Annotated in this window: 20 protein-coding genes and 1 pseudogene; 16 read left to right on the top strand and 5 right to left on the bottom strand. The window is 66.8% G+C overall.

All coding sequences use genetic code 11. The features are described from left to right. The first annotated feature begins 245 nt into the window (after positions 1-245). Genes BG452_RS00960 through BG452_RS00945 form a run of 4 tightly spaced genes read left to right on the top strand, consistent with a single transcriptional unit; the run spans position 246 to position 3965 of the window. The gene (locus tag BG452_RS00960; RefSeq protein WP_317620844.1) at positions 246-1355 is read left to right on the top strand and encodes a glycosyltransferase family 4 protein; all 1110 of its coding nucleotides are present in this window, start codon (positions 246-248) and stop codon (positions 1353-1355) included. Beyond that, entirely contained in the window at positions 1352-3022 is a 1671-nt protein-coding gene (locus tag BG452_RS00955; protein ID WP_188302152.1) for a hypothetical protein, read from the top strand. The genes BG452_RS00960 and BG452_RS00955 overlap by 4 nt, the downstream gene beginning before the upstream one ends. Continuing rightward, a complete protein-coding gene (locus tag BG452_RS00950; RefSeq protein ID WP_188302151.1) occupies positions 3022-3243 on the top strand; it encodes a hypothetical protein in 222 nt (73 codons plus the stop codon). The genes BG452_RS00955 and BG452_RS00950 overlap by 1 nt, the downstream gene beginning before the upstream one ends. Further along, a complete protein-coding gene (locus BG452_RS00945) occupies positions 3240-3965 on the top strand; it encodes a phytanoyl-CoA dioxygenase family protein (protein ID WP_188302150.1) in 726 nt (241 codons plus the stop codon). The genes BG452_RS00950 and BG452_RS00945 overlap by 4 nt, the downstream gene beginning before the upstream one ends. On the opposite strand, the gene BG452_RS47550 is transcribed toward BG452_RS00945, so the two are convergent. Further along, entirely contained in the window at positions 3962-4384 is a 423-nt protein-coding gene (locus tag BG452_RS47550; protein WP_317620843.1) for a serine O-acetyltransferase, read from the bottom strand. The genes BG452_RS00945 and BG452_RS47550 overlap by 4 nt on opposite strands. A gap of 612 nt (positions 4385-4996) precedes the next feature. On the opposite strand from BG452_RS47550, the gene BG452_RS00935 reads away from it, so the two are divergent. Continuing rightward, on the top strand, positions 4997-5758 hold the full coding sequence (locus BG452_RS00935) for a methyltransferase domain-containing protein (RefSeq protein ID WP_188302149.1): 762 nt from the start codon (positions 4997-4999) through the stop codon (positions 5756-5758). A 415-nt stretch (positions 5759-6173) separates the two neighbouring features. Here BG452_RS00935 and BG452_RS47545 read toward each other — a convergent pair. The 3 genes and pseudogenes from BG452_RS47545 to lysS all read right to left on the bottom strand — a co-directional run. Next, positions 6174-6254: pseudogene (locus tag BG452_RS47545) on the bottom strand (NUDIX hydrolase); the annotation flags it as partial. 167 nt (positions 6255-6421) lie between these two features. Then, entirely contained in the window at positions 6422-7078 is a 657-nt protein-coding gene (locus BG452_RS00925; protein WP_188302148.1) for a phosphotransferase family protein, read from the bottom strand. A gap of 7 nt (positions 7079-7085) precedes the next feature. After that, positions 7086-8768 (bottom strand): lysine--tRNA ligase, encoded by a 1683-nt coding sequence (lysS, locus tag BG452_RS00920; protein ID WP_188302147.1) that lies wholly within the window; start codon positions 8766-8768, stop codon positions 7086-7088. Between the two features lie 493 nt (positions 8769-9261). Here lysS and BG452_RS00915 point away from each other — a divergent pair, with 493 nt between their 5' ends. The 6 genes from BG452_RS00915 to BG452_RS00895 all read left to right on the top strand — a co-directional run bounded on the left by BG452_RS00915 (position 9262) and on the right by BG452_RS00895 (position 13041). Further along, positions 9262-9849, top strand: coding sequence for a hypothetical protein (locus BG452_RS00915; protein WP_223241560.1), 588 nt, complete (start codon positions 9262-9264; stop codon positions 9847-9849). Positions 9850-9855: 6 nt separating this feature from the next. Further along, complete coding sequence (locus BG452_RS00910; protein ID WP_188302146.1) at positions 9856-10686, top strand: hypothetical protein; 831 nt, start codon at positions 9856-9858, stop codon at positions 10684-10686. Between the two features lie 318 nt (positions 10687-11004). Beyond that, positions 11005-11778 carry a class I SAM-dependent methyltransferase gene (locus BG452_RS00905; protein ID WP_188302145.1) on the top strand — a complete coding sequence of 258 codons (774 nt, stop codon included), beginning with the start codon at positions 11005-11007 and terminating at the stop codon, positions 11776-11778. Further along, entirely contained in the window at positions 11706-12131 is a 426-nt protein-coding gene (locus BG452_RS45170; protein ID WP_223241559.1) for an AAA family ATPase, read from the top strand. The genes BG452_RS00905 and BG452_RS45170 overlap by 73 nt, the downstream gene beginning before the upstream one ends. A gap of 30 nt (positions 12132-12161) precedes the next feature. After that, the gene (locus BG452_RS45165) at positions 12162-12446 is read left to right on the top strand and encodes a hypothetical protein (protein ID WP_223241558.1); all 285 of its coding nucleotides are present in this window, start codon (positions 12162-12164) and stop codon (positions 12444-12446) included. Positions 12447-12513: 67 nt separating this feature from the next. Then, on the top strand, positions 12514-13041 hold the full coding sequence (locus BG452_RS00895; RefSeq protein ID WP_188302144.1) for a GNAT family N-acetyltransferase: 528 nt from the start codon (positions 12514-12516) through the stop codon (positions 13039-13041). A gap of 201 nt (positions 13042-13242) precedes the next feature. Here the strand turns inward: BG452_RS00895 and gltX are convergent, their stop codons facing one another. After that, positions 13243-14604, bottom strand: coding sequence for a glutamate--tRNA ligase (gene gltX, locus BG452_RS00890; protein WP_262985960.1), 1362 nt, complete (start codon positions 14602-14604; stop codon positions 13243-13245). 251 nt (positions 14605-14855) lie between these two features. On the opposite strand from gltX, the gene BG452_RS48000 reads away from it, so the two are divergent. The 5 genes from BG452_RS48000 to BG452_RS00865 all read left to right on the top strand — a co-directional run bounded on the left by BG452_RS48000 (position 14856) and on the right by BG452_RS00865 (position 18954). Beyond that, positions 14856-15239: a GNAT family N-acetyltransferase gene (locus tag BG452_RS48000; protein ID WP_188302142.1), complete on the top strand. Its 384-nt coding sequence runs from the start codon at positions 14856-14858 to the stop codon at positions 15237-15239. A gap of 382 nt (positions 15240-15621) precedes the next feature. Further along, positions 15622-16908: a serine--tRNA ligase gene (gene serS / locus BG452_RS00880; protein ID WP_188302141.1), complete on the top strand. Its 1287-nt coding sequence runs from the start codon at positions 15622-15624 to the stop codon at positions 16906-16908. 201 nt (positions 16909-17109) lie between these two features. Continuing rightward, a complete protein-coding gene (locus tag BG452_RS00875) occupies positions 17110-17628 on the top strand; it encodes a GNAT family N-acetyltransferase (protein WP_188302140.1) in 519 nt (172 codons plus the stop codon). Positions 17629-17858: 230 nt separating this feature from the next. After that, entirely contained in the window at positions 17859-18311 is a 453-nt protein-coding gene (locus tag BG452_RS00870; protein WP_188302139.1) for an NUDIX hydrolase, read from the top strand. Between the two features lie 277 nt (positions 18312-18588). Next, positions 18589-18954 carry an HIT family protein gene (locus BG452_RS00865; protein WP_317620842.1) on the top strand — a complete coding sequence of 122 codons (366 nt, stop codon included), beginning with the start codon at positions 18589-18591 and terminating at the stop codon, positions 18952-18954. The last annotated feature ends 91 nt before the right edge of the window (positions 18955-19045 follow it).

Genomic DNA, 19045 nt, shown 5'->3' with positions numbered 1-19045 from the left:
GTGTCCAATCCCGGCCGCAGCTCTGACGAGGAGTCAGGCCATGCCTCTTCAAACGATCATGAAGCCCCGGCGTCGGAGGTGCCAGCTGCGCTCGAGATCAAGATCGGATAATCGCGCCGCTGATCGGAGAGGAGCACGGCTGGCTCCGCTGGCCAGAGCTGTCGCGTTACGAGTCCAAGGCAGTAGCCGCAACCATAGGGAGCGATGTGTCGAGGCGACTGTGCATTCTTCTGCCGGAGATCGGCGTGACCAGCGAGACCTTCCTCCAGTGGGACGTTCAGAGACTGTCGCCCAGCGACACAGTCGTCGTCAGCGACCCGCCCCCGCGTGGCGAGACCGTCGTCGGCCGCGCGGCTTGGGACACAGCGGGCGCGCCGAGCCTCACCTTCGACCCGTTGCCGGGCGATCCCGCCCCGTCCCTGGAGCGGCAGCAGGCTGTTCGCGAATTCCTGGCGAAGCACGGCGTGGAGGTGGTGCTGGTCGAGTACTTCGACTTCGCTGACCGGTGGTTCGACTTGTTGCGCTCGGTCGGCGTGCGGGTGTGGGTTCGCGGACACGGGGTCGATCTCTCCGCTAGGCTCCGCGACTCCTACTGGCGGGAGGTCTATCTGCGCTACGCGGCCGCAGACGGGCTGATCGTGCCCAGCGCGAGGGCGGCCGAGCGCCTGATCGACCTTGGGTTACCAAGGGAACGGCTAAGGGTGGTCCGCTGTTGTGTCGAGATCCCCCCGACTCGGCCGGCGACACCAGTCCACCCGCGCAGCCGGCAAGTTCGGTGCGTAGCGGTCGGGAGGCTGGTTCCCAAGAAGGCTCCGCTTCTCCTATTGGAGTCGTTCGCTGATGCCTGCCGTGCGGACTCGCGACTCAGACTCGATCTTGTTGGGGACGGGCCCCTGATGCCCGACGTCCAACGTTTCATCGACGCGCACGGGCTCACCAATCACGTCTCCGTCCATGGACGGCTACCGCACGAACAGGCCCTGGCTCTCATCCGCGGAGCCGACATCATGCTGCACCACGCGGTCACCTCATCGGTCGACGGCGACGCGGAGGGACTGCCGGTGTCCATCCTCGAAGCCATGGGCGCGGAGGCCGCCGTCATTGGCACCCGGCATGAGGGCATCCCCGAAGTGATCAACGACGGCGTCAACGGCCTGCTAGTCGGCGAAGGGGACGTGCACGGCATGGGCCGCGCGATCGTCGACTTGGCCGACGACGCCCGCAGGCGCCGGCGACTCGGGACCGCAGCCAGGCAGTCCATCATCCACGGCTACACCGAGGCGCGGGCCCGAGGCACTTTGTTGTCGCTGCTGAGGCTCCCCGCGCCAGCCCGTACACCAGGAGGAGATTGGTGAAGACGATAGTCCTGCTCGTAAAGAACGGCATCGGGTTCGGCCACATCCGACGCGCCATCTTGATCGCCGAGGCGATCCGCAAGGAGGGCCGACTTCGACCGGTCATCGTCAGCCAAGCGAGCTCGCTGAGCCTGTTCCGCGACACGGCCGTCGAGGTCGTCAACTTCCCTCTGCTGCATCGGGTGTCCTCGGCCGTTGCCGAGGACAGCTACACCGCGGTCCTGGACCGGCTCCTTCACCGGCTGGACCCTGCGGTGGTGATCGAGGACACCTACCCTGATCCTCGCTACCTCTCACTTCCAGCCCTCGCCCACCGGCCGCGGCTGCTCGTCATGCGTCGCCTCGACGGGACCTCCTTCGACCTACTCCGCAGCCAAGGCCGGTTCGGCGCCTACGACGCGATCCTCATTGCCCAGAGCCCCGAGGACTTTGGACGGGAAGGGCACAGCGGGCAATCCGTGGCGGCTGTTCAAGGAAGTGGCCGCTTCACCTTCGTCGGCAACCTCTGCTACTGCCCCAGCCCTGCGGAGATCGGGCAGATGCGGCAGCGATACGCCCCCGCAGGCGAGCGTCTCGTGGTGGTCAACGGCGGTGCCGGCGGCGACCAGATGCCGGATGGCTACGGCGACCGGCTGTTCCACGCCTGTGCGCACGTCGCGGCCCAGCTGCGGGAGGAGAGTAGCTCGGTCCGCTTCGTCTTCGTCACCGGCCCCTACTACGCCGGCAGAGCACTGCAAGTGACTCCCAACGTCACGGTTCGACGATTCGAGCCCCAGCTCGCGGCTCTACTCGCGGCTGCACACGTTGCGGTCATTAAGCCAGGAAACAATGCGTTGTCCGAAGCCCTGCTCGGGCAGGCCCAGCTCGTCCTGGTGCCGGACGTCTCCTTCATGGAGGGGCTGGACGAGCACGCAGCGAGGATCGCCGAACAGTACGGCGGAGCAACTGCGTCGACTGATCCGGTAGTTCTCGCCAGTCAGATCCGAGCATCCCTGGCCCGTCCCCTCCGCACGACGCGCCCGGCGCCCAACCACGGCGGGCTGGCCACGGTCATCCGTGCGATCGATGCGTTGGCCCAGCCGAGTCGGATCGGGATTCCGCTGCGCCGCCTGATGCTCATCTTGATACCCGGCGCCGGCCAGAGCCCAGTTGCTCTGCGCGGTTCCCTCCCCCGCGCCCTTCGAGGAGCGCTGATAATCGACGAGACTTCGGAAGCTGACATGACCGCCGTGGCCCAGATCGATACTGAAGCCAGTAAGCCTCCGCGGTCTCGGGCAGTACTGCTCGGCAGTGACGCCCCCAGGCATCCTCCCCAGATGATCGCGGACCAAGGAGTGCAACTACTCATCTCGCGGAGCCGGACCGCGCCTGGGTGGATTGAGCGCTGGCAGCGGCTCGCCCCATCTGTGCCTACACCCGTAGTCATCGGGAGTTGGTCGATCAAGGCCGTCGCTGACGGCGAGCAGCTGTTCTACAGGGCCTTGGCACGGCTGTTCGACACGGCCGATCCGGCCTGCGCGGTGCTTGACCTCGCCTCTCTGCCCAGCACAAGCGCGATCGAGGATTACCTCACTCGGATCAGCGGATGGCTGGAGTCCCAGCCCGTGGAGCTCGTTCCGCCCGAGTCGTTGACCGAGCGCTACACCCGCCACTCACTGGAGCTGTGATGACCCGAGATGCCAACCGCGACCAGGACGACGTCGAGCCCAGCTTGGAGCTCATCTCCACCTTCGACGTCCGTCACGCCAACAGCGACGTCGACAACTTGGTCGACCAGATCACCGAACTGCTCTCCGCCGGCACCAGGCTCGTCGACCTGTCGCACCACGACAGGTTCGGCACCATCATCGAGCTCCGAGCCCAAACGACAGGACACGTTGACCGATGACAACTCCCGCCCCTTCACGTCGACTTGCTGCCGACGTCCGTGCCCACGGGCATGCGGCCTGGCCGGCCTTCCTCGGTCCGGCAGCCTGCGCCGAACTGCGAGTCCTGAGCGAGGCGCTCGCAGTTGGTCAGCATGCCCACCACTACCCGAAGTCGACCCGAGTCTGGGACCTCTTCAAGCACGGGGACCCGTTCATCGAACTGCTCAACAACGCGCTGCTCACCACGACGTTGAAAGACCTGCTCGGCGAGAACTTCCTGCTCTCCGACTACAGCCTCAACATGGTGCAGCCGGGCCAGCCTGTCGACGACTGGCACATCGACTACCCGTACAACGAGATGCCCACCATGGTGAGCGGCTCACTTCTCGGGCTCCAATGTGTCTTACCCTTGGACCCCTTCCACGAAGCGAACGGTGCCACGCAGCTGCTGAGCGGGTCCCACGCAGCACCGCACCGCGCGGGTCCAGTTGGCGACCACGAACCGACCATCTTCGAGGCCGAGCCGGGGACACTTCTTGTGATGGCCGCCGCGACGTGGCACCGCTCCGGGTTCAACGCCTCTGGCTCCCCGCGGTCAGCCATCCTCCTCAGCTTCGTCGAACGGTGGGTGCGGCCGATGAGTGACCCGCCGGGCCCCGGGCCCTGGGGACGCACCGAAACGCTGCGGATCCTGCTGGGCATGCAACGGCAGCCTGAGACGATCAACGGCGTGGCAATCTAGCTGGCACCCTCGCGGATGACTCGGGCGGGGACTCCGACGACAGTCGCGCCAGCGGGGACATCACCGGTCACTACGGCGCCGGCACCGACCTTTGCGCCCCGCCCGATCCGCACGCTCTGGAGATGAGGGGTGATGACCACGGCGTTCGCGCCGATCACCACGTTGTCCTCGATGATGATCCGGTGCGGCGACCCTGCGGGAGCGCGAACGGCGAGCGTGACGTTCTGCCAGATCCGGACGTGACTGCCGACGGTCACGTTGTCGTGGACCACGGTTCCCATCCCGTGGTGCCCGAGGTAGACGTCAGGGCTGACATCGCAGCCGGCGGCCAGCGAGTTGTGATAGATCAACGAGTTCAACTGCTTGACGCGCTTGGCAAGTCGACGATATCCGCGCTTGCGTAATGCGATCGCCGTCATCCACAGTCGCTCCGGAGTCACGATTGAAGCCCCTCCCACCTGCACCAGCTGTCACTTCGCCAGCAATACCTACCCAGCGCAGGGCGGTTGGTTACCCAAGATGGGCAAGACTTTGCGCATCGTGACAGCGGCAAGCGCCTCGCGAACCCGGGAATGGCGCCTTCGTGGCCCTTGCCCGACTAGATCTCTGCATCTCGCGCGACCAGCTCAGCCGAGCCCCTGGACCGGTTCATCCCGATCGTCAATCATGCCGGTTTTGCGGGCAATGATTTCACGTCGACCGCAAAGTCTCAGCCCTGGCCATCGTCATCTACTGCCACACAGCCCGACTGCCAACCGACTGTCGGGCTCGCTGCTGCGAAATCACCCGAATAGGCCACAGCAAGCGTCATTGATTAATCGGCAGGGACATGTAGCTTTCCTTATGAATCACCGCAGGTCAGAGTAGCCAGAGTTGTCATGGCCGGTAACACCATCCGCTCATCCAGAACATCGGTGGTGTCACTGGCAGGCGAGCAGCCCCTACTTCCGGCTTCACGCAGCCGGTCACCGTTCTCTCGTGCGCAGGGTGGTCAGTTGTCCGCAGGTCGCAGCATTGATGGAGAAGTCGGGATGTCCGAAGAGGATGGGCTAATTCACCATCACCTGGTTGACTCAGTGGAACCACCACTCCACGGGCGAGTAGTCGATCTCGGCTGTGGAAGGGGACCGACGCTGGCGGCCTTCGCCCGTCGCTTCCCGATAGTGCATCTGACTGGGGTCGACCGCTCTACAGCAAGTGTCGAAGCAGCCCGGGAACTGCTTGCTGATCACGCTGGCGGAAGCGACGTCCTGGTGACAGACCTCCGAGAGCCAGTCCCTCTGCCAGATAGCTGTGCTGATGCGGTCGTCTCGTACAACGTGCTCGAGTGCCTTCCGGACGCGCCCGCGTTCCTGGCGGAGATCTGGCGGCTACTCAAACCTGGTGGCCGCGCCGTCGTAGCGCACGTTGACTTCGACTCGATCATGGTAGCGGGGGTGGACCGCGACCTGGACAGACGGATCTGCCATGCCTTCACTGATGATCAACAGCAGTGGATGGACCATGCGGATGGACGAATCGGCCGGAAGCTGCCCGGGCTGGTTCAGGCATCGCCGCTGATCTCGGAGCGGGTCGCCACGTGGGTCACGTCCTCAACTGAGCTGGTCGGCCAAGCAGCCCGGCGCATTGAGAACATAAGGCAAGCGCTGACCCTCACAGCCTCTCGGAGGAAGGGCCTTGTAGATGTCGACGAGGTCGAGGCATGGCACGCAGCGGTGCAGGAGGCGGCTGCTGGCGCGCGGTTCTTCTTCGCTGAGACGGCAGTAGTCGTAACTGCCAAGCGGCTGGCGTAGCGTGAGGCACGCCCAAAGGCGACAAGCATCCGCTGCCCGTACGGCTGATCGGGGTGCAACCGCTCCGACGATCGAGCAGGCGGGTCTACGAGACTCCACGATCGGGCAGGCCAAGCGGTATAGGTGAGAGGTGTCCGCCTGGGCGCGCATGATCACAGAAAGGGGACTCGCTGATTGCCTGCCCCCAATGATGGGTGCACTCGCACGAGGACCAGGCGCTAGTGGAGGCCTTGATCTACTCCGACATGAGCCGCGACCCCGGATGGCGAGAGGATGAGCTTGGAGGAACGGGTCGGGGAACCACCGGCCGGTGCGGAGCCAACAGATTAGTGGGGCGCTTCACCCAGCGTGCCGAGGTTGAGATCGACGCCGCCGTGGCCCATACGGAGGAGCGCGTGGACGCCACAGCGCGGGTTCAGCCCAGGTAGGGGTCTTGACCGCTGAGGTAGTCGCCGATCTGCTGGCGCATGCTCGGGTGGATGTCGTAGTCGTCCAGGCGGCCGTCAAGCCCCACACCGCGTCCGTGATCAGTGCACAGGGTGGACCCCGGTGAGTCTGTGCGCGGCCTCAGCGAGGTGGAGGGGCAGTTCCGTTCCGGGCAGTACCCCCGGTCAACGGCCTGGAGTATCTCCATGAGGGCGGCTAGTTGGCCGACACGTCCCGTCAGACCTGCCAGTGGCGCCGCTCCGTCAGCCAGCGCAGCATGACTTCTCCGCACCATGCCTGGTGCTGCCGCAGTGCTGGGCTGCCAGGCGGCGGGGGCTGCGCGCCCGAGCGCAAGAAGTGCCCAGTGAGCGCCGCGAGTACGGCATCCAACTGCTCGGGGTCGACGTCTTGGGCGGTTGGGTGCTCGGCGAACAGTTGAGACGCATCGTGGCCGTCGGCGTGGGCGGTGGCCAATAGCAGCGTGAGGTCGAACCAGCTCGGTCCGAGGCATGGCCAGTTCCAGTCACAGATCCATGCTCGGCCGCCGGGGCCGAGGACCACGTTGTCCCGCCGCAGGTCGAGATGGAGCACGGAATTGCCGGCTGCGGCCGCGGCGCAGTTGCTCTCGAGGTCGGCGAGCGGGTCGATCAGCTCCCGGGGAAACCACTCCGGCAGCTCGTCCATCCTGGTCATACCGGCGGTGAGTAGGCGCCAGTTCTCGAACGTCGAGTCGTCGGCAACGGGTTTCAGGCCCAGCTCGAGGAGGGATCGCGTCGGGCGCACCAGCGCTTGCGCGCTCGCCGCACAAGCGTCGAGGACCGCGACCAGCTCTGCCGGACGCCAGGGATCTGCGGGCATCCGCGCGCCTTCAACGGCGTCGAGCCCCAGGACCACCCAGCCTTCAGCCTCCTCGATCCAGCGAACGCGGGGCGCTGGCACAGCTGCTGGTAGCGCCTGGTTGATCAGAGCTTCCCGCCGGTAGCAGTCTGCGACGTACGGGGCGGTGGAGCTGTTGGCGGCTTTCACGAATTGCGGCCCATCGGGCCCGAGTACTTCGGCGGCGAAACCGGAGGTGAACCCGCTCCCCGCGCTCGGCCGCGGAACGACCGCGCCGCCAAGCCGACCCTCGACCAGCTCCTTGATACGGGCAGGCAGTTCGGCCCAACTGGGGCGGACCGCTGTGGCGCTGTAGTTCGGCTTCGGCGAGATGGTGGTCGGCATGGCACCATGCTGCCGGTCTAACAGGCCATCTCGCCAACGAGATTTCACTTCCGTGTAAGCGATTTGAGTTGCCATCAGGCCGAGGCTGAGCCTCGTCCAGGCTCGCGAGCGGCTCCTCGACGGTGAAGTCCTGCAGGATGCGCAGCGTCTGCTCAGGGTCGCCGGCCGCCACGTCCGCCACCGAGGCCAGCGTGCGGAACGGCAGCGGCTTGGGCGTGGCTGGCAGCGGCCCAGCCGCCGGACCGATTGAGCGGGCCCGGACGGCCACCTCAAGGTCCGTCGCCGTCCCAACGGCCGCCTTTCGTCCGAGCGCGTCCCACTCGTCGTAGAGCCGCAGGATCTCCTGGTCCAGCGTGATCTGGAACGACTGCCTCGGCTGGCGCCGGTTATAGAGCCATCGCAGCACCGCGGGCTCCAGAACCTCCAAGATGTCGATCGGGGTGGGGACACCACCCTTCGACGAAGACATCTTCGCCATGCCGCTGATCCCCACGAAGCTGTACCCGAGGTACGACGGCGGGAACCCGTCGAAGACCTCGCGCACCAGCTGCGACCCGACGGTGAACGACGAGCCCGGAGAGGAGTGGTCGACGCCGCCGGCCTCGAAGGTCACACCCTCGAAAGCCCAGCGCATCGGCCAGTCCACCTTCCAGACCAGCTTCCCGCTATCCGTCTCGGACAACGCGAAACCGCCCTCGTGGCTGCAGTCGCACCGGTACCGCATCTGCGTACTGGCTTCGTCGAAGCTGATGACCACGGTGGAGTCCCGCTCGCAGACCTCGCAGTACGGCCGATATGGGTAGTAACCCCCCGCGCTGGCGGAGGCCAGGTCCTCCTCGTCCTGCTCCACCTCCACCTCGACCTTCTTCGTCCGGTACCGGCCGAGGACACCGTCGATTTGCTGCCGATGACGCATCGCGTGCACGATCTGCTCACGGTAGGCCCCCGACGTATACATCTGCGTCTGGCTGATCTCGTCAACCTCGACACCCAGTTGAGCCAAGGCCGAACGGAGCGGCACCTTGAAATGCTCCGCCCAGTTCTCGTGCTCACCGCAGGGATCGGGCACCGCAGTCAGCGGTCGGCCGATGTGCTCGGAGAAGCTGGCCGGGACGCCGGCCGGCACCTTCCGGAGCCGGTCATAGTCGTCCCAGGACAGTAGGTGGCGGCACTCCAGACCTCGGCGGCGAATCTCGTCCGCGACGAAGTGCGGCACCATGATCTCGCGCAGGTTCCCAAGATGGATCGGGCCGGACGGGCTGACCCCGGATGCGCACACCAGCGGAGCCCCGCCACGGCGCTTTCCCTCGGCGATCACCTGGTCCGCAGCTGCGGCCACCCAATCGCTCTGCTTCACGACCACGTCAAGACCCTCCAGCGGATGGTTATTCAGATACTTTTAGGGTAGAGGTGGTTGGACCTGGCTGGGACCGCGCCGCGGCAGGCAGTGAAAGCCTCGGGCATGCATCGGCTGCAAGGCGACAGCAGGGGGACGAGTTCGCGCAACACCTCGACCAGTAGCCACGCGCACTGGGACGATGCCGCGACAGCTCTCGGCCGCTCGATTTCAGAAGACCGACTCAAGAAGGTGCTCGATGTCCTCTCGGCCGGATGGCGAAACCCGGCGCCGCTTGGAGTACGCGCACGCCAAGGCCGCTGGCTTCCTCGGTCTCGTCTGTTCCGGGTCGTCCGTCTTCGGTACCTCCGGTTCGACCGTCGGCCGCCGGGCTGAGGGCCTCTGGCTCCGCGTCTCCTGTCACAGCCGCCGTCGCGCTCCCCGGCCGTCCAGTCAAGGACCGCTTGGAGCGCAGCAGCTCATCCCGGAGCCCGTTCCGCGTCCACGGCTGCACGACACCGTGGACTGGACCACGGATGACTGGTTCTACCAGGCAGACGTCTTCGACTTCACTGGCCCCGCGGTGTCCTCGACACCCGGCCTCCACGCAGACCCGGGCCTGAAGGACAACTGGTGGAGCGATCTGAAGAATGCACTGGCTGGCATCGCCACGGCCTCGGGCACAAAGATCACCCTGCGCCCAACTTGGATCGATCAGGTCTTCCCGACGTACCTCGGCATCCCGGCCCCTGGGAACATCGAACGGGTCACCGGCCACGGAGATCTGCAGTGGGCAAACCTGACCGCTGAGCCGCTCATGATCTTGGACTGGGAACGCTGGGGACTTGTCCCGGTCGGCTACGACCCCGCAGTCCTGTGGGTCAGCAGCCTCCTCGTACCGGCGGTCGCGGACCGCATCCGTGCGGAGTTCTCCGACATCCTCGACACCCCGGCCGGACGCATCGGTCAACTGGTCGCCCTTGCGGAGATGCTCCAGGCCGTGGACCGCGGGTACTACCCGCAACTGGCGCCCCACCTCGCCGACCAGGCACGTGAGCTGACCGGAGTCACCCCGCCGCAGGGCCCCGCCCCCGGACTCGTCCGGTAGAAGACCATGGACCTTCGGCAGGAACCCGTCGATCACGTGCTGGACGAGGTGGAGCAGCGCCTCGGCACAGGGCTGGACCGGACCAGCGTGGTGTGCAAGCGCCGGACGGTAGGAGCCCGTACTGACCGCGGCAGCTGGGTCCGGGTTGAACGACGGCCGTGGGCGCGGGCTCGGGAACAGGGCTGGGGCGGAGTCGAAGCCGCAGTGGTGCTGACCGGCGTGGCGATGCCACGCTGGTCTGGGTCGGCAACATGGCAAGACCCGGGCGACCAGGCGATCTGGCAGGCGGACGAGACCTCGCTGCTGCCGGGCCGCCCCGTCGGTACGGCGGTGCTGGCCGTCGGCCTGGAGCTGCCGGGTACGTGGTGGCGCTCACTGAACGCCTCGCTGACAGCTCTCGCCGATCAGCGCACGGTCCGGGTGGCGACCCCGGACACCGATCAGATCACGCAAAAGCTGGTCGGCGACACGATCGGGGCCGCCTTTCCGGAGGCTCAGGACATCAGGGTGGAACGGTGGTGTCCTGCGCACGCAGACTTGAACTGGGCGAATGTCACCGGCCCTGGCGAGTTCTGCATGTTCGATTGGGAGGACTGGGGGATGGCGCCGCGCGGACTGGATTCGGCGTCGCTGTACGCCGCCTCCCTCGCGGTATTGGCGCTCGCTGACCGGGTGCGGAGGGAGCGCCAGGCGGACCTTGAGAGCCGGGACGGGATGGTGATGCGGTTGTTCGTGCTGGCGAAGATCGTCGGACCGCACGCCAACCCGAAGGATCCGCGGGCGGAGCCGGCACGGGGGGAGGCTGCACAGCTGATCCATGCGCTTCAATCGGGCTGAGGGTCAGCCTGGTTGCGAAGGAACGACGCTAGCGGGGGAGAGCGGAGCGCCCTGCTGGCGGCGATCGTCTCGACCGCCGCCACTCTGTCCGGATACTGGGTGCACAGCTCCGGCTTCACGACCTCTCCCGGCGCCCCTACGTATGTGGCTACTTGACCGAGATGGAGGTGGGCCGGCCAGCGGTGGATTGCGTACCGAACCGGCTAGGTCTGACCACGTCCGACGCTGCGAACACCCAGGATGGCGGCCGCGGCCCCAGCTCGGGGTCGCGGCCAGCCCCGCCACCAAAGTCGTACAGCGAACAGAGACGGAGTACGCATGGACCCCACCGCACGGCCTCATGGCGCCCACGACGCGGAGGACATCGCGAGCGCGAAGGAAAGAGGCTGGCGCGATCTGGCCCCCATCGACGACGCCTACCAAACAGGAGAGATCACGGCCGACGAGTGGCACGCTGCTGTCCTGAACGTCATCGAACCGGCCTACCTCAGCGGCGACAACCCCCGGGCCCAGTCGGGCCATAGCGGCGACGAGACACGCTGGCGAGAGGCCCGCAGCCTGCTGGTCGACGTTCTCCCGCCCCACGGCGGCACGTTCCTCGACGTCGGATGCGCCAACGGACACCTGATGGAGAGCCTGACCGACTGGGCCGCCGAAGCAGGGATCACCATCGAACCCTACGGAGTGGAGATCTCCATCGCCCTCGCCGACCTCGCCCGAACCCGCTGCCCACAATGGGCCGATCGGATCTGGACCGCCAACGCGATGGGCTGGAAGCCCCCGTACCGCTTCGACGCCGTCCGCACCGGCCTGGACTACGTACCCGCGGACCTATGCGGCACATACGTGGCCCATCTGCTGAACCACGTCGTCGCCCCGGGCGGCCGACTGATCATCGGTGTCTACAACGAGGAACGTGACCAGAGCACAATGCAGGACCTGCTGCGATCCTGCGGCTACACCCCAGCTGGCACCACCAGCGCAAACCACCGACACCCCGCGATCCACTACAAGGGGCTATGGCTGACCAAGGGTCTGACCGAAGACCGTACAGACCCGGAACCCGAGCACCGCCTCGCCGATCTGCGCTGAGCATCACCGGCGAGGTCGGCGCCGGCAAGACCGTCGCCGTCCGCGCGGCCCTCTCGGGCCTGGACCACCCCCGCCACACCGTGATCTACCTACCCAACCCGGCCGTCGGCGTCGCCGGCATCCATCACGCCATCGTCACCTCCCTCGGCGGCGTCCCCAGACCGCACAAGTCCACCCTGATTCCGCAGGCCGCCGACGCCCTCGCCACCGAACACGCCGAACGCGGCCGCATCCCCGTCCTGATCATCGACGAGGCCCACCTCCTCGACCACGAACAGCTCGAAGCGGTGCGGATGCTGACCAACCACGACATGGACGCCACCAGCCCGCTCGCCTGCCTGCTGATCGGCTAGCCCACCCTCCGCCGCAAGATCAAGCTCGGCATGCTCGCCGCCCTCGACCAGCGCATCGCCATCCGCTACAACATGCCGCCCATGACCAGCGAGGAAACCCCCTCCTACCTCGCCCACCACCTCGCCCTCGCCGGCCGCAGCGACACCCTCTTCTCCGACGACGCGATCACCCTCATCCACGACACCTCCCGCGGCTACCCCCGCGCCGTCAACAACCTCGCCGTCCAAGCCCTCCTCTCGGCCTACGCCGACGGCAAGTCCATCGTCGACGAGTCCAGCGCCAGAGCAGCCGTCGCCGAAGTCACCGCCGAATGACCGCCTGCAGGTCTGCACGGCAAAATCACGCGAGACACATCAGACGCACCCGTCAAGAATGACCCCCATGGCCCATCAGATCGAAGTACCCCACCCCGACGATGCTGCCCTCGTAGGCCACGTGCAGTTGAGGGCCTGGCTCCAGACCTACCCCAACGAAGGAGCGGGGATCGACGAAACGTGGATCCGCGAGCACCGAGGGTCCGCTGTCACCGCGGAGGGCATTGCCCAGTGGCGAGAGTTCATTGAGGAGGCCATGCGGCACCCGGACCTGTTGTTCTGTCGTGTCGTCCGCTCCGGAGCGGAGATCGTCGGCTTCCTCTGCGGACGCCGAGACGATGTGGTCACCCTCGGGCCGATGTATCTGCTGCACGAAGCCCAAGGCCAAGGTGCCGGCGGCCGACTGATGGACGAGTTCCTGGCGTGGGCGCAGGACGATCCCATGCTCTTGTGGGTGACCGAATACAACGAGAGGGCCATCCGCTTCTACGAGCGGTACGGATTCAGGACCACCGGTGAGCGCGAACTCTGGCGAGGCAAGCTGCCCAATGTGCGCATGGCTCGTGAGTCCATGCTGAGCGACAAGATCACCTGACACCCACGTGCGCGGCACCATGCACATCCCAGTAGCACCGTGAACACCAAATGCCCTGCCGGAACCCCTCCGGCAGGGCATCCTCATCGCTCCACGTACTCAACGTGAGTGGCACACGGATGCTCATCTTGAGTGGCACTCAACAAGCCGGAAGAGGCACAGGGCCCGCACACCCAAGCAGGGCGTGCGGGCCCTCGGGCATCACGCCAGTTCGGCCAGAGCCTTGTCCAGGCGCACCAGGGTCCGCTCGCGGCCCAGGACCTCCAACGACTCGAACAGCGGCAGTCCCACCGTCCGGCCGGTCAATGCCACCCGGACCGGAGCCTGGGCTTTGCCCAGCTTCAACCCGAAGACGGCCGCCGTCTCCTCCAGAACCGCCTTGAGCGGGGCCGTCTCCCACACGGTCTCGGCCAGCCGCCGGCGCGCTTCCCGAAGCAGGTCCGCCGACCCCTCCTTCATCGCCTTCGCCCACGAGACCTCGTCGCGCACCGGCTCGTCCAGGAACAGGAAGTCGACGTACGCGGTGATCTCCGACAGCACCGAGATCCGCGTCTGCGCCAGGCCGGCCACGGCGGCGAACTGCGCCGGATCGAACGCCTCCGCCGACCACGGAGCCCGCGGCGAGGAAATCCACGGCGCGCACGCCGCCACGAACTCGTCTACCGGAAGAGCCCGAATGTATTCACCGTTGAACGAGGCCAGCTTCTTGATGTCGAAGAACGCCGAGGAGCCGTTCACGTCCTCCACGCGGAACAGCTGTTCCAGCTCGGCGTACGGACGGATCTCGACGTCGTCCTTCGGGCCCCAGCCCAGCAGCATCAGGTAGTTGACCACCGCCTCCGGCAGGTAGCCCTCGGCCAGGTAGTCCTCCAGAGCCACCTTGTCACGCCGCTTGGACAGCTTCTGCCGCTTCTCGTTCACGATGACCGGCAGGTGCGCCCACACAGGGGGCTCGGCGCCCAGGGCGCGCCACAGCAGCTGCTGCTTGGGGGTGTTCGAGAGGTGCTCCTCGCCGCGGATCACCTGGGTGATCCCCTCGTCGAGGTCGTCGACCACGTTGGCCAGCAGGAAGACCGGGCTGCCGTTGCCCCTGGCGATCGCGAAGTCCTCGATGGCGGCGTTGGGGAACTGGGGGTTACCGCGGATCAGGTCGACCACCACGGTGACCCCCTCGTCCGGGGTGCGGAAGCGCAGGGCCCGGCCCGCTTCGAAGCCCAGGCCCCGTTCGCGGCAGAACCCGTCGTAGCCGAGCTGCTGGGAACCGGTGTGCTCGGTCACCTGCTCGCGCGTGCAGTCGCAGTAGTACGCGAGGCCGGCCGCGTACAGTCCGGCGGCGGCCTCGCGGTGCCGGGTCTCGTTCTGGGACTGGAAGGAGGGGCCTTCGAACGCCGGGTCCGCCTTCGAGATGCCGATGGACGCGAGTGCGCTGATGATCCCCTCGGTCCACTCCTCACGGTTACGAGCCGCGTCAGTGTCCTCGATCCGCAGGACGAACGTGCCGCCGCGCTGTCGTGCGGTCGCCCAGTTGTAGAGCGCCGAGCGGGCGCCACCGACGTGGAACATGCCCGTGGGGCTCGGGGCGAAGCGGACGCGGACAGGCGACGGGGCAACGGTCATGCGAACACGGTAGCGGCGCCGGTGGGTTCGAGTTGCCGTTCACCGTGATCGATGTTGACCTGTTGGTGGACAGGGGGCCGCGCCCCCGGGCGTCCAGAGGCGTATCGCGAGGTCGCCCGATCGAAGGACGAGCCGATGTGGATGTACGGAGAGCGACGGGCACAGATGCGCTGTCGATAGCCCGCCTCCGCGCGGAGATGATCAAGGCGCCGCCCGTAGGCCGGTGGTTCGAGGACCTCACCGCCTACCTGGCGGCTGGACTCGCTCGCGCCGTGGACATGGCGGGTTTCGTCGTCGACGATTCCGCTGGTGACCTCGTCTCCGCCGCACTCGGGAGCATCTACCAGGCGCCACCCGGGCCCACCTACTCCGGGCGAACTGGGTACGTGCACATGGTCCTGACGAAACCGGGCCACCGCCACCAAGGACACGGTAGAGCCGTCACGGCCTGCCTGCTCGCTTGGTTCTGGGGCCAGGGCTGTGGATTGGTCAACCTCACTGCCAGCGCGGACGGGGAGCGGTTGTACCGATCGCTCGGCTTCAAGGAGAACGCCCGCTCCATGAGGCTCTTCCGGGAGTGAGCAGCTTCGACGACCGTCCCTCGTCGTGGCATCGCTTAGGGTGATCGGCTGAATCGGGACAGCGATTCTGCGTTGCTCGTGGCACCCGGGCGTTCTATCCTCTCGGCAACGCGCTGACGGAGACAAGTAGCCGCAGGGCACGCGAGCCGAGAGAGCTGTCGGCAGCTGGGAAGGCAGCCTCGCGTCCTGGGGTGAATCCCCTCCCGAGTGCGGGGAGGAACGGCCCGCTGTGGCCCAATGCCCCGCCGGTTCGCTCCCGTTATCGAGCCGTCGAGGCCGTCATCTCCGGGTGACGGCGAAGGCGTGGTGGCACCGCGAGTTCCCTTCTCGCCCACGCCCCCAAGGGATCACGTCGCACGCCGACTGATCGATGGGACCCGAAATGCTGGACATCACCGTGATCCGCGAGCACCCCCGGCGCGTCGAGCGCGCGCTGGCGAAGCGAGCCGTTCACGTCGACCTCACCGCCTTCCTCGCTCTGGACGAGAAGTACCGGCATGGCACTGCCGAGGTCGAGACGCTACGCGCCGAGCGCAAGCAGATCTCCCGCGAGATCGCGCGGCTCGAGCCGGCGGACCCAGCCGCCGTCGCCAAGCGAACCGAGGCAACCGAACTCGGTACCCGCCTCGCCGCGCTCGAAGAGCAGCTCACCGCCCTGGCCGGCGAGCGCCAGGCGTTCCTCGACCAGCTGCCCAACCTGCCCGACGACGACGTGCCGACCGGCGGCAAGGAACAGAACCAGGTCGTCCGCGAGCACGGCACTCGTCCGGACTTCGACTTCGAGCCGCACAACCACGTCGAGCTGGCCCGTCGGCTCGGGTTGATCGACTACGAGCGCGGCGTCAAGCTCGGCGGCACCGGCAACTGGGTCTACCGCGGCAACGGCGCCCTCCTCGAATGGGCACTGCTCAACTTCTTCGTCGAGACCCACGTGCAGGACGGCTACGAGCTGATCCTGCCGCCCCACGTGCTGACCTATCAGGCCGGCTACACAGCAGGCCAGTTCCCGAAGTTCACCGAGGACGTCTTCGCGCTCGAACAGGGCCCGGCCGGGCCGCAGCGGTTCCTGCTGCCGACCTCGGAGACCGCCCTGGTCAACCTCCATCGCGACGAGGTCCTTCCGGAGGACGAACTGCCGCGCAAGTACGTCGCCTATTCGCCCTGCTACCGGCGCGAGGCCGGCAGCTACCGCGCTGCCGACCGTGGGACCCTTCGTGGCCACCAGTTCAACAAGGTCGAGATGTTCCAGTTCGCGCACCCCGACGCCTCCGACACCGCTCACGAGGAACTCCTGACCAAAGCAGCCAACTTGGTCGAGGCGCTCGGCCTGCACCACCGAATCACCCGGCTGGCCGCCGAGGACACCAGCGCCTCGATGGCCAAGACCTTCGACGTCGAGGTCTGGCTGCCCAGCATCGACGGCTACGTCGAGGTGAGCTCGGTATCGAACGCCCGGGACTACCAGGCCCGGCGCGGCAACATCCGCTACCGCCCCGCAACAGGAAAGCCCGGCTTCGTGCACACCCTGAACGGCTCCGGGCTGGCCACCAGCCGCCTGGTGCCGGCCCTGCTGGAACAGCACCAGCAGCCGGACGGCACCGTCGCGGTGCCGGCGGTGCTGCAGCGCTGGCTCGGCCGCAAGTCCTTGACCCCAGCAGAACCCTGGTAGCCATACCGGCGGCAGGCACGGAGCCACGGGCGTGCCCAGCGTTGACCAGCTATGAGACGCTGGGTACCCACGTAGTCCTGACTGATCTGACGGACACGGACCCGGTGACTGATCACCACTTCCAACTGATGGCAGCAAGGCCCTGCCGAGGGGCGTCGTCCGCCTGCCGAGGCTCTGGATCCAGGTGGGAAGGACTTCAACATGCTGATCCGAGAAGCAGTCGCCGACGACGGTCCAGCGCTGGCCCGGGTGCACCTTGATGCTTGGCTTGTCGGGTACGCCGGCCTCATGCCGCAGGGTCTGCTCGATGCGACGACGCTGGAGCGTCGCAGGGCAATGTGGCAACTGACCCTGAGTAGGAAACGCGACCCGAGGGAGAGCGTCTTGGTCGCTGAGGTGCGCGGAACTCCACTGGGCTTCGCGCACGTCGGCCCTGGACGCGACGCGGATGCGGACGGGGCGGGGGAGCTTTGGGCGCTGAACGTGGCACCGCAACAGTGGGGAAGCGGCCTGGCATCCAAGCTTGTCCGAGCAGCTCACGACGTCTTACACCGCGGAGGGTTCGACAAGGCGACTCTGTGGGTGCTTACTGGCAATGCCCGCGCCCGTAGGTTCTACGAACGGCACGGCTGGTGTACCGACGGCGCCGCCCGCGAAGAAACCATCAGGGGCTTCACCGTTCCCGAGTTGCGGTACACACTCGACCTTCGTCCCAAGTGACTTGTCACATTGCAGGTAGTGGATGCCGAGTGCTGCCGGCACCGAAGTACGCGCCCCCGGCGCCCTGATGCGAGGGGTTCGTTCCAGCCAGCTGAGGCCATAGGCGAGGCCCCAACCAGTGCAGCGCTACGGCGGGGCAGCGATCGTAACGTCACGTCGTACGTCAGCCGTCCTGCTGATCTCTCGGCGGAGTTCGCCGTCCGGGTCGCAACCATGAGGAGTCCACAGGCATGACCCAGATCGTGAGGCGCAGCGCCCGGGCGATCCTTCTCGATGGGGAGGAGCTGGTGCTGATCGTGCGGACGAAGCCCGGCCGCGAACCGTACTGGGTGACGGTCGGTGGGGGCGTCGAACCCAACGACGCCAGCGTGGAGGCGGCGCTGCACCGGGAGGTGTTCGAGGAACTGGGCGGGGCGCTCCATGTGCCGCGGCTCGTCCACCTGATCACCGACGAGCTGGAGCAGGGCCTGGGGGTTCAGCACATCTTCGTCGCCAGGCTGAAGGAGATGGATATCCAGGCGCGCACCGGCACCGAGTTCGCCAAGCCCGAGCGCGGCGGCTACGAGGTCGTCCGGGTGCCGTTCACAGCGGAGGACCTCCGTGGGATCCAGCTCATGCCGCCGCAACTGGCGGACTTCATCACCGCCAACATCGATGCGATCCGAGCGGTGAGCGAGTGGTGAGCCCCACGACGGTGCCGTCTGGCCTGAGCCCGAACAGGCCGGACAACGTCGGCAAGACTACTCAGATGCCAGTAGCCTGGCCGGTCCGCCACGTGATGGTAGTTGTTCGCAGGCTCACCTGTCGGATTGGTCCGATTGTCGTGGCATTCGAAAGCAGTGAGTGTACGTCAGAATGCGCAGTAGCCTGGACCGCTGGTGGTCAACTTCGACGACTGCGGTGACTTCCGGCACTTCCCCGACCGGGCCGCCGCCGCAGAGCCATAGGGGCAGATGCACTGTGACGACTCCGACCGCGCCGACAATGGTTCCGGACTTCTACTGCAACGAGGCGCTGAACGGCCGCGCGCCGGTGAAGGTGGTGGAGGAAACCGACACGGTGCTCGCGTTCAAGCACACCAAGCCGAGCTATCCGGTGCACATCGTGGTCGTCCCGAAGCAGCACATCCCGTCGCTGGTCGACCTCGGCGACGGCACCGAAGAGTTGCTCGCGGACGTTCTCCGGGTGGTACGGAAGGTCGCGACGAAGGTGCGGGAGGAGTACGGCGCGGCGTGCGTCGTGACGAACGAGGGCGCATACCAGGAGTCGAAGCACATGCATTGGCACGTGCTGTATCGCGGTGACCTTCCGGAGGGCCTGGCCTGAGGCGTCCCGCCGGCGGCTCAGCGCGCGTGATGCCGGCGCGGGCGAGCGAGGGCGACCGTCCTGGCAACGATGACCCTCGCGGTACGGCGAA

This window comes from Streptomyces sp. CBMA123 (assembly GCF_014596465.1).
In the GTDB taxonomy this organism is placed as follows: domain Bacteria; phylum Actinomycetota; class Actinomycetes; order Streptomycetales; family Streptomycetaceae; genus Kitasatospora.
The sequence above is the reverse complement of the archived record's forward strand: the minus strand, read 5'-3'. Positions and strand labels throughout refer to the sequence as shown.